Origin of the sequence: Nevskia soli (genome assembly GCF_903970205.1) — a bacterium.
GTDB lineage: Bacteria > Acidobacteriota > Terriglobia > Bryobacterales > Bryobacteraceae > Bog-113.
The window spans coordinates 26,308-35,897 of sequence record NZ_CAJCHS010000134.1 but is presented as its reverse complement, the minus strand read 5'-3'; the positions used below and the strand labels follow the sequence as shown (position 1 = coordinate 35,897).

At 59.9% G+C, this 9,590-nt stretch carries 10 protein-coding genes and 1 tRNA gene; all 11 read right to left on the bottom strand.

Annotated elements, in window-relative coordinates; all coding sequences use genetic code 11:
* Positions 1-421 precede the first annotated feature (421 nt).
* A tRNA-Arg gene (locus tag H1Y01_RS06265) sits at positions 422-498 on the bottom strand.
* Complete coding sequence (locus tag H1Y01_RS06260) at positions 489-947, bottom strand: flagellar export protein FliJ (RefSeq protein WP_180539561.1); 459 nt, start codon at positions 945-947, stop codon at positions 489-491. Before H1Y01_RS06260 ends, H1Y01_RS06265 begins: the two co-directional genes overlap by 10 nt.
* Positions 944-2,287 carry a FliI/YscN family ATPase gene (locus tag H1Y01_RS06255; RefSeq protein ID WP_180539559.1) on the bottom strand — a complete coding sequence of 448 codons (1,344 nt, stop codon included), beginning with the start codon at positions 2,285-2,287 and terminating at the stop codon, positions 944-946. The genes H1Y01_RS06260 and H1Y01_RS06255 overlap by 4 nt, the downstream gene beginning before the upstream one ends.
* A complete protein-coding gene (locus tag H1Y01_RS06250; RefSeq protein ID WP_180539557.1) occupies positions 2,262-2,951 on the bottom strand; it encodes a FliH/SctL family protein in 690 nt (229 codons plus the stop codon). Before H1Y01_RS06250 ends, H1Y01_RS06255 begins: the two co-directional genes overlap by 26 nt.
* Entirely contained in the window at positions 2,941-3,972 is a 1,032-nt protein-coding gene (fliG, locus tag H1Y01_RS06245) for a flagellar motor switch protein FliG (protein WP_180539556.1), read from the bottom strand. Before fliG ends, H1Y01_RS06250 begins: the two co-directional genes overlap by 11 nt.
* A gap of 10 nt (positions 3,973-3,982) precedes the next feature.
* A complete protein-coding gene (fliF, locus tag H1Y01_RS06240; RefSeq protein ID WP_180539554.1) occupies positions 3,983-5,656 on the bottom strand; it encodes a flagellar basal-body MS-ring/collar protein FliF in 1,674 nt (557 codons plus the stop codon).
* A 33-nt stretch (positions 5,657-5,689) separates the two neighbouring features.
* Entirely contained in the window at positions 5,690-5,977 is a 288-nt protein-coding gene (fliE, locus tag H1Y01_RS06235; RefSeq protein WP_180539552.1) for a flagellar hook-basal body complex protein FliE, read from the bottom strand.
* 19 nt (positions 5,978-5,996) lie between these two features.
* Complete coding sequence (flgC, locus tag H1Y01_RS06230) at positions 5,997-6,428, bottom strand: flagellar basal body rod protein FlgC (RefSeq protein WP_180539550.1); 432 nt, start codon at positions 6,426-6,428, stop codon at positions 5,997-5,999.
* On the bottom strand, positions 6,428-6,763 hold the full coding sequence (locus tag H1Y01_RS06225) for a flagellar basal body rod protein FlgB (protein WP_219341322.1): 336 nt from the start codon (positions 6,761-6,763) through the stop codon (positions 6,428-6,430). Before H1Y01_RS06225 ends, flgC begins: the two co-directional genes overlap by 1 nt.
* A gap of 160 nt (positions 6,764-6,923) precedes the next feature.
* Entirely contained in the window at positions 6,924-8,696 is a 1,773-nt protein-coding gene (locus H1Y01_RS06220) for a HEAT repeat domain-containing protein (protein ID WP_180539548.1), read from the bottom strand.
* A gap of 171 nt (positions 8,697-8,867) precedes the next feature.
* Positions 8,868-9,590 carry a flagellar motor protein MotB gene (locus H1Y01_RS06215; protein WP_180539546.1) on the bottom strand — a complete coding sequence of 241 codons (723 nt, stop codon included), beginning with the start codon at positions 9,588-9,590 and terminating at the stop codon, positions 8,868-8,870.

Sequence of the window (9,590 nt, the reverse complement as noted above, 5' to 3'; positions counted from 1 at the left end):
TATACCATCCGGCCGGCGTTACCTTGAGAGTTTGCCGGTCGAGGAGCGCGATGGCCTACTTAGCCGCGAGATTCTGACAAGCACCGTCGAGGTGAATGCCTGGCTTGGCTAATCCCATAGACTTCGTGCCGCGTGGTTCGTCCGTCGAATCGAGGAGGAGTGCGGGCGGAGTGGTGGGTCACCTGGGGTAAGAGCATTTGAAGGTTCTTTTCCGGAGCACCAGCTCCATTACTGTCGCGGCTCAGTTACCGATTTGGTTTAGTTTGCCGGTTCGGTTTGTTTACCGGTTCGGTTTAGTTATCCCGGTTCGGTTTAGTTATCCCGGTTCGGTTTAGTTATCGGTTCGGTTTAGTTACCGATTCGGTTGCGGATTCGGATTCGACGTCGCGGGGATGGGCGCAGGGTTAACGAACGTTACGGTTGGTAGGCGCGGCAGGACTCGAACCTGCTACCCTCGGCTTAGAAGGCCGATGCTCTATCCAGATGAGCTACGCGCCCGCGTCCGGTGCTCTTTTCAGTCTAGCGAAGCGCGCGAGATACGCTTCCGCCGCCTGGTTTTCTTCTTCCAGATTGAGCGCGGTCTTCCAGTCGTCCAAGCGCCGGTCGCGCAATTTTTCGAGCAGCTTCACCTTGAGTTCGGCTTCGCGTAAGCGCTCCATTTGCTGCTCCATGCGCACGCGCGTCTGATCAAGCTGCGCGGCGAGTTCGGTTAACGAGCGATCGACGCGGGTGTGCCAGTTCGGAAGGGTCGGTACAGACCCGCCATCGAAATGCAAGGCGTTGGCGAGGGAGCGCTCATATGCGGCACGCTCGCCGCGGATCGAATCGGCGCGGCGCGCGAGAGCTTCGCGCTCGGCGATCAGCTTTCCCAGGCCGGCCTGGACGAGCTCGCGTTCGGATCGCCGCCACGCCAGCACCCGGTCGAGACTGAACGAAAACTTTTTCACGCGGGCAGGGTGGCGGCTACTTTGCCGAGCGCGTCCAGAGTGTGCGCCAGGTTCGAAGGCTCATTCGAATCCTGACGGAGGAAGCGCATCATGTCCTCACGGGCGCGAATGCTGGCGTCCAGGCGCGGGTTCGAACCGGAGGCGTACGCGCCGAGCTGGATCAGATCTTGAGCCTGACGGTACGCGGCTAAGGCCTCGCGAATCTTGCGCGAGTGCTCCTTCTGTGCCGGTGTCGCGAGTTTGGATTGCAACCGGCTGACGGAATCGAGAATCTGGATGGCGGGAAAGTGACCCGCGGCGCCGAGTTCGCGCGAGAGAATGATGTGGCCGTCGAGAATCGCGCGTACCGCGTCGCAAATGGGCTCATTGAAATCGTCGCCTTCAACCAGGACGGTGAAGAATCCGGTAATGGAACCCTTGTTGAAATTGCCGGCGCGCTCGCAGACTTTGGGCAGCAACTGGAACACGGACGGGGTGTAGCCTTTCTGACTGGGCGGCTCACCGGCGGCGAGGCCGATCTCACGCTGCGCCATGGCTAAGCGCGTCACGGAATCCATCACGAGCAGCACGTTCTTGCCTTGGTCACGGAAGTACTCGGCGATGGCGAGGGCGACGAAGCAGGCGCGAACGCGGAGAGCGGCGGGACGGTCTGAAGTGGCGACGACCACGACCGACTTCTTCATGCCCTCGGCCCCGAGTTCGTGCTCGATAAACCCGCGCACCTCGCGGTTGCGTTCGCCGATGAGCGCGATGACGCTGACGTCGGCTTCGCTTTGGCGCGCCATGGCTCCGATGAGAGTGCTCTTGCCGACACCGCTGCCGCCGAAAATCCCGATGCGCTGACCCTTGCCGCACGGCAGCAATCCATCGATGGCGCGGATTCCCGTGACGAGCGGCTGCTCAATGTGAGCGCGCTGCAGCGGACCTTCCGGAGGGCGGTACAGCGGGCAGAATTCAGCAGCTTCTATGGGCGGGCCATCCATCGGAACACCGAAGCCGTCGATGACTCGTCCGAGCAGGCCGGGGCCGACCGGGACGGTGGCTGCGCCGGGGCGCGCAATAACGGCGTCGCCGAGACTCAGCCCGTCGGCTTCCTCGAGCGGCATGGAGAGCACGTTGCCGTTGCGGAATCCAACGACTTGCGCGCGGATGACGCGGCCGCCCTGGGTATGGATGGTGCAGAAGTCGCCGATCGCCGCTGAGGGTCCACTGGATTCGATCAGCAAGCCGATCAGTTCGGTCACGGTCCCGCAGGAGACGACGGGGTCGAAGCTGTTGACGAAATCGCGAAACGGGGCGAGGGAGGCGCGGGGCTCAGCGTGATTTAAGACGGTCGGCAAGGCCAAGCTCAATCTCCCGGAATTGCGAATCTACGGATGCGTCCAGCGTGCCGCGAACGGTTTCGAACACCAGCGTGCCGCGTTCCCGCGCGGGGTCGACAAACACTTCGATCTGGCGCGTGGAAAGCTTGGCGAGCGTCTCTTTTACGGGCGCGGCGAGGGCGGGATCGACAACGACCCGGATGATTTCCTGGCGGGAGACGCGGTCATAAGCGCCGGCGATGAGAGCTTCCAGCGCGCCGGTGTCGACCGTCAGCTCGCGGCGCAACACACGGCGCGCGATGGCGAGCGAAAGTTGAACGGCTTCCGCTTCGAGTTCTTTCCGGCCTCGCGCACGCGCGGTGAGCAGGGTCTGTATGGCCGCAGCCAGATTCTCGAGAACCGGCTTGATCGCGCCTTCCGCTTTCAAGCGGGCAGCCGCTTCGGCTTCGCGCGCGCCGGATAGTTTGGCTTCGGCGAGCTGCGCCGGATGAACACGTTCCATCTCGGCAATTTTGAGGCGGAGAGCGTTGAGTTCCTGTTCCGCGGACGCGTTCTGCGGAGCGGCGTGCTGGCCGCTTCGAGAAGAGTTGGGGGCACTCCCCCCGACCACCGGCCCGACCGGATGATAGACGAACGACCGGGTTCCCTCCGCGCCCTCGCGCGGGAGCACTTTAGACAACATACTGTTCGCCTACCGAACCCTTCATGTTGATCACGCCATCAGCTTCCAGCTGGCGCAAGAGAGAGATGATCTGCTGCTGCGCGGCCTCCACCTCCCTGATTTTCACAGGGCCCAGGGCTTCCATATCCTCGCGAAGCATCTCGCTGGCGCGCGCGGAAAGCGTGGAAAGGAAGTGATCCCTCAGTTGATCGCTGGTGCCCTTGAGCGCGACGGTAAGAATTTTGCGGTCGATGCGCGAAGTGATCTCTTTCATGCCGTTGATATCGACCAACAGGAGATCGTCGAAGACAAACATCATGTGGCGAATGGTTTCCACCAGGTCGGGGTCCGTTTCTTCAATGGAGTCGAGGATCTCTTTACTCGTGGTGGAATCGAGACGATTAAACATCTCGGAGACAGCTCTCACGCCGCCATAGGATTCACGGCTGAACTCACCGAGCGCCTGGAGCTTCTGACCGAGGATCCCGGCGATCTTATTGATGACGTCCGGCGAGATCTGATCCAGGTTGGCCATGCGCAAGGCGACATCGGCGCGCAGTTCGCCGGGGAGCGAAAACAGCAGTGCGGCCGCCTGCGAAGCGCTGAGATGGGACAAAATAAGCGCGATCGTCTGGGGGTGCTCGCTATGGATGAATTTCGCCAGTTGTTGGGGATCGGCTTTGTGCAGGACGTCAAAGTTAGCGATATCATGGCCCAACGCTTTTATAATGCGATCGACCAGCTTCTTGGCGTGGTCGGGACCGAAGGCGGTGATGAGCATCTTCTTGGCGTAATCGAGGCCGCCTTTCATCACGTAGTCCCGCGCCATCATCATTTGCTGAAATTCATCGAGGACCGCATCCGCTTCTTCGGAGCTGATCTGCGACACGCGCGCGATTTCCCGGCTGACGAGTTGAAGTTCGTCTTCGGAGAAGCACCGGGCGAGCTCAGCGCTGGTCTTCTCGCCCAGAATGACCATCAGCATCGCGGCTTTTCGTACGCCGCTGAAGATGACCGGAGCGGGACTGGTGTTGGTGATCATAGACGATTGGCTAATGGCTTTCCGTGTTGTTCAACCAGGACCGGAGTACGTTGCTGGTGGCTTGCGAGTCTTTCGCGATGTTTTCGCGAAGGTGCCGCACCAGGACTTCAGCCTTTTTTGTCGTGTTCACCTGGACATTCATGGTGTTGAGCATTTCGTGCTCTTGCTGAATTTGGTGCGCGTCCTGAAGCGCTTTTTTGTTGGCAAACTCGGCTTCTATCTGAGACCGCAGCTCTTCCGCGGTCAGAGTCTTGGAGAGGGCAGCCTTCTTTTTGGTTTTACTCTTGAGCAACAGGAACGAGATCCCGATCGCCAGAACGAGAAGACCGGCGAGCGCGGCGGCTACCGTGAGCAGCAAGTCGAAACTGGGGAAAAACGGCCGGAGAGACGACGGAACGCGCGTATCGACGGGGGCCGGGGCGGGCGCGCCCATTCCGGGATCGATGTCGCGGCTCGCATCAAACGGAAGGGACTCGATGACGAGTTGGTCGCCGCGCTCGGTTGAAAAGCCGGTGACCGCGGCGACCAGTTCGTGAATGGCCTTCAACGTTTCCGGCGGCGGGGGAGTGACGACGCGCCTGGCTTTCTTCCCCGTGCCCTCCATGTGGACCTCATGCGCGACCAGGATGGAGATCGACATGCGCTTAATGGTTCCCTGCGCCAGCTTGACGTGCCGCACGACCCGGCTCGACTCGAACTGAATATTTTCGGTTCGCCGCGAAAGTCCAGATCCGCTGGACCCGGGACGCGAGGTAGGGCGCGGAAGCGTAGAAGCGGTACCGGGCTGGCCGGACGCGAGCGAGCCTCCCGTTTGTTCTTCCGTCTTCTGGGATGCGAGCATGACGGACTTATTGGGATCGAGCGTTTCCTCGCTTTGCTCTCCACTGGTGAAGTCGCAATCGACGGAGATGCCGGCGCGGAAGCGGTCCGTCCCCAGGAGGGGTTCCAGGGTTGCGTTGATTTTGGCGAGGAGATCGTTCTCGACTTTCTGGCGATATTCGAGCGTGGCTTCGGAAGGCGCGTCGCCGTTGAGATCATGATGCGGGCGATTCAGTAGATTGCCGCGCATATCCATGACGGTGACCGCTTCCGGAGCGAGCCCCTCCACGGCGCTGCCGACCAGATTCGTGACAGCGGCTATGTTTTGCGCGGATAGCTGGGCGCCGGGTCGAAGCTTGAGAAGGACACTCGCCTTGGCAGGCTCTCTGGAATCGAGAAATACAGACTCGCGCGGAAAAGTCAGATGCACGCGCGCCTGGTCAACCGCCGACAACGAACCGATGGACCTCTCCAGTTCGCCTTCCAGCGCGCGGTGATAATTCAGGTGCTCGGCAAATTCGGTGGCGCCCAGGTTCGTTTTGTCGAAAAGCTCATATCCGATGCGGCCCGTGCGCGGAACTCCGGCGGCCGCAAGTTCCAGACGTAACTCGGGGACGCGGGCGGATGGGGCGAGTACGCTCGTGCCGCTTTCCGAGACCCGGTAATCGGAACCGGCTTCTTTCAACTTCTGGATAACGAGAGCGGCGTCTTCGGGCGCGAGCGACGTGTAGAGCGGCTTGAAGTCGCTTTCTTTGCGCCAGTGGCTCAATCCGAAGATGCTCGCGAAGACAGTGATAGCCGCAACGCCGATGCTGATGCGCTGACGGAAATCGAGAGTCGAGAGAAGCTTGCGGAGCTGATCCATTGCGGGAGCGTGTTTAACGCAGCAAGAAGCGCATTACATCTGCAGCTTCATTACTTCCTGGTACGCGGAGATGATCTTGTTTCTCACCTGCAGGAAGAGTTCGGACGACAGTTCGGCGCGCTGTCCGGCGATCGCGACCTTATGCACATCGTTGGTTTCGCCGGAGAGGAACTGCTGCACGGCATGGGTGGCCTGCGCGCTATCCGATTCGACTTTGTTGATGGATGCGTTCAGCAGATCCTGAAAGACACCGGGCTTGCTTTCGCTCGGCGTTATAGCGGGAATGGAGCTGACGGAAGGTGCGCTGATGGGGAGAATCATGGTGGGCTCGGTTTATTGCCTATTTGAAGAGGTCAATGGAGCGTTGAATCATGTCCTTCACGGCGGAAATGGCAGCGACGTTGGCCTGATACGATCGCGATGCATCAATCAGGTCAACCATGTCTTCCGCGGGATTCACGCGGGGAAAGCCGACATAACCATCCGCGTCGGCATCGGGGTGGCCCGGCATAAACCGGCGCTCGGGGTCGCGCGTATCGGTTACGATTTCGGACACGGTGACTCCGGTCGCCTGCAATGAACTCTGAAAAGCTCCGGAAAAGGGCTCGCCCACGTCATCGGCCGAGAACACGGCATCTTTGCGGCGGTACGGACCGCCTTCCGGCGTACGTGTCGTTTCGGCGTTGGCCAGGTTCTCCGTGATGAGCTCGGCGCGAGTGCGCTGCGCGTCCATTCCCGACGCGCTCACTGAAATGGCGGAAAAAAGACCCATCAGGATTTCCCTTCGTTGATGGCGCTCTTGAGCGTGCGGATTTCGCTGCGCAGCATTTGCGAGGCGAGGCTGAATCGCAAGGCCGTTTCGGAGAGCATCCGGGACTCGCGGTCAATGCTGACGTTGTTGCCGTCGTTCTTGGTTTTCAGTCCGATCACGTCTTCGGAAACGGGTGTGGAGTTGGGAAGCTCATTCTCGAATTCCTGACGAAAATCGATATCCTGTGTCTTATATCCCGGGGTGGCGGCGTTGGCAATGTTGGACGCGACCAATCGCTGGCGAGCGCTCAGCAGATCCATATAGTGTTCAATCTGATTGGAGAGTCCGTCCAGCACGAGTACTCTCAAGGCACGCCGGCAGCCAAGTCTGTGGGTTTGTTTGCAACGAGTTGCGGACTTACGAAAGGCAAGAAATGGTAACCGCGGCAAAACATTGCCGCTTGAGCTCTTCGGACGGGATGTCGAGAAGCGTCTGTGCATCCCGTTTGGCGCCGGATTAAGGGTGCCACTCGGTCTGACCGAATTGGGTATCGTTGAAGACCTGAATCCCGATGGTTTTCGGCATCGGGTCGGCGACGCCGGATTTCAAGAAGGTGACTGCGAAACAACTCTTGATGGACGCGTAAACGAGCAGCAACTGGGGCTCAATATCTTCAACGGATTGGATGACGCGGCACTGGCCTCCGGTGGTGTGGCATAGGTGCGAGATTCGCCGGTCGGTCTCGAGACAGAGTGCGTGGACAGCAACGTGCTTATCCAGGGCGAGCATCTGCAGACGCTCGATGGATTCTGAATCGATTTCGGCACTCAATCGAACGAAGGTGATCAGGTGCCGGGAGTCGCGGGCGGGGATTACGCCGCTTATTGCAGCTGACGCCGCGTCAAACCAAACGGGCAGTGGACTGTTTTCCGAGGTCCGGCTGTTCAGGGTCCGGCGCAACGAATCACTGCTAATGGTGTACGGAGATCCGGCTGCGAGGCTCTTCGGCGCCGGTGTAGAAGCGGGTTCGGCCCCGGGAAGCCGGGTCGCGCCCGTGGGCGCAGGCGCGTAGTAGGCGATACTCCAAGGCTCTCTTTTAGATTTATTCTTCAGACAGGCGGAGACGGCTTCCTCCACACACTGATCGAATCGTTCATTGCCGTCCATACGACCAGGCAGCACGATACCGAGGGTGGCCGAGTTTGAGCTCTTCTCAATGCACTCGACGATGGTGACCGGAGAGCCGTCGGCGAAGAGCGCCATCCCGGTTGGTTGAACGCGCGGCGGTTCAGAAATATTCGGGCCCTCGATTACCAGATAAATCGTGATTTTCCGCTCGTCGTTCGCATCTGTCCGGAGCACAGTCACCTTGAGCGGCGGGTTGGAAGCGCGGGTGACCGCGGCCTTCTTGATGGAGTTCACGGCATTAAACAGGCCTCTTCTTCCCGGACCGGATGACTCGGCAAGCATGCGGGCGAGTTGAGTCAAGTATCGAGGGTCTTTGGTGCGGCCCATGGCCCAGACACCGGCTGCACGAAACATTGGATCCGGATGACTGATGAGCTGAAGAATCGCATTAAAGGCGCGAAGATCTCCGCAGCGGTAGAGCCCAACAATCGCGTTTCCCACCACGCGATGGTGTGGATCGTTTAAAACGCGCAAGAACAACGGCAGTGAATGCTCCGGTTCACAGTCCCATAGCGCCTCGGTCGCGTTTGCCCGGACGCGTTCATTCTCGTCGAGGAGCAGTTTCTCCACGGCGCGTGCGCCAGCGGGACCGCGGCTAATGAGAAGTCCGGCTTTCGAGCGGATACGAGCGCTCGGATGGGAGAGTATCTGCCGGAGGAAGAGTTGGAGTCCGGCGAACTCAGTGATCGCGCAGAGAATTTCAAGAAGGCGGCATGCCGTGTCTTCAGGCAGATCGCGCGATTCAAGCACGCTGTCGGCTAACGTTCGGGTGAGACGGAAGTGAAGCTGAGGTTCTATTTTTACCGTGCGTGCGAGGTTCAGAGCGAAACTGAGCGGAAGCGTCGTATCACCCAGGAGCGGAATTAGGAGACCGCGAGTTGCGAGTAGCTTTACAAGGTAACGATAACCTTGCGGGTCGGCCGAGTGATGCAGTGCCGACACGGTTGCGACCAGAAAGCCCTCCGGGCTGAGGTTCAGCAAATCGCGCATCCTCTTGCCGTGCATGACGGGCGCCCGGCTGAACGTGGAAACCAATGTTCCCAAAACGGAGGCCAGGCCGGCCTCAGCGTTCCCGCGCTCGTTAACCGCGTCCAGTTCCAATCGAACAACCTCTCCTCCATACGCATCGGCTGGTTTCCACCGGTTCTTTACAGAAGCTGAAAGTACGGGGTTCGGCAAGCCCTTCATAAATAGCCGTATGAACGACTTTCGCTTTGTTCAGCGGACTTTAGGGGGAGAGGTAGCGAATCGAAACCAAAGAAGCCAACGCGGTTAGCGATTACCGGCCGGTTCGCGGGCCGCGGCTGCCGCATTCAGAAGCACAATATCCACGCGGCGGTTCCGGGCACGCCCATCCTCGCTGTCGTTGGACTCGACCGGAGCGGTGTCCGCGTAACCGGAAACGGCGATGCGCTCCCGCGGAATCTCTTCTTCCTCGTCCATACGCTCCATTACGGCGATTGCGCGGGCGGCGGATAAGTCCCAGTTACTTCGAAAGCGCGGGGTACGGATGGGAATCGAATCGGTATGTCCCTCGAAGCGGATCGCGTTCGGGAGTCCGCGAATCGCGGCGGCTACCTTACGGAGAATCGGGTAGGCGGAAGGGTCGAGTGTGTCCGTTCCCGACGGAAAGAATGCTGACTGGCTGAGTGAAATGGTAAGGCCTCGGTCACCCATGCGAACCTGCATTTTGCCGCTGCGGATTTCGCTATCGAGATCGCGTAACAGCTTTTGCAGCGGGGGGTCCAGGCTTACCGGCTTGGGTGAGCTTACCGGCTGGGGCGAACCCGCCGGAGTGGACTGCGAGTTGGCGTGCGGCGCGGCCTTTCCCTGGAAGGCGGCTTGAACCGACTCGGACACCTGCCGGACTTTTTTGCGATCTTGAGACGAAGCGAAGAGGACGACAAAGAAAGCGAACAGGAGCGTTATGAAGTCGGCGTACGAGACGAGCCAGCGTTCGTGGTTCGGCCCGCTTGAGGTTTTTCGGCGAGTCAT